The 375-nt window shown below is 45.3% G+C and carries 1 tRNA gene; it reads right to left on the reverse strand.

The annotated features are described in order from the left end of the window. Window positions 1-248 precede the first annotated feature (248 nt). A tRNA-Ala gene (locus PQG45_RS11785) sits at window positions 249-325 on the reverse strand. Between the last annotated feature and the right edge of the window lie 50 nt (window positions 326-375).

Consider the following 375-nt stretch of genomic DNA (forward strand, 5'->3'; position numbering starts at 1 on the left):
TCAAAGAACCTTGTGTGAAATTCAATAAGCTTGCGCTCATCTCATTCACATCGTTCCCAAATTCCGATCTCCACATTTGGAAAGGGTAGGGGTGGTGTTTTCAGTCGCTAGTCACTAGTCGTTAGTCGATAGTCATTAGTAACTTTTTCAATCTGTTGATTAAACTCGTTCGCTTAATCATGTACTCTGGTGGAGAATAACGGATTCAACGCGGAATGCAATTCCGTTGACCCCGGTCAACTTCACTCTGGTGGAGAATAACGGATTCGAACCGTTGACCCCCTGCGTGCAAGGCAGGTGCTCTAGCCAGCTGAGCTAATCCCCCAGGTTAATGGGTTCTCTTTGTTAATCTCTTGGTGATTAAACTCGTTCGCT

The organism is Aquirufa regiilacus, assembly GCF_032470275.1.
Classification (GTDB): Bacteria; Bacteroidota; Bacteroidia; order Cytophagales; family Spirosomataceae; genus Aquirufa; species Aquirufa regiilacus.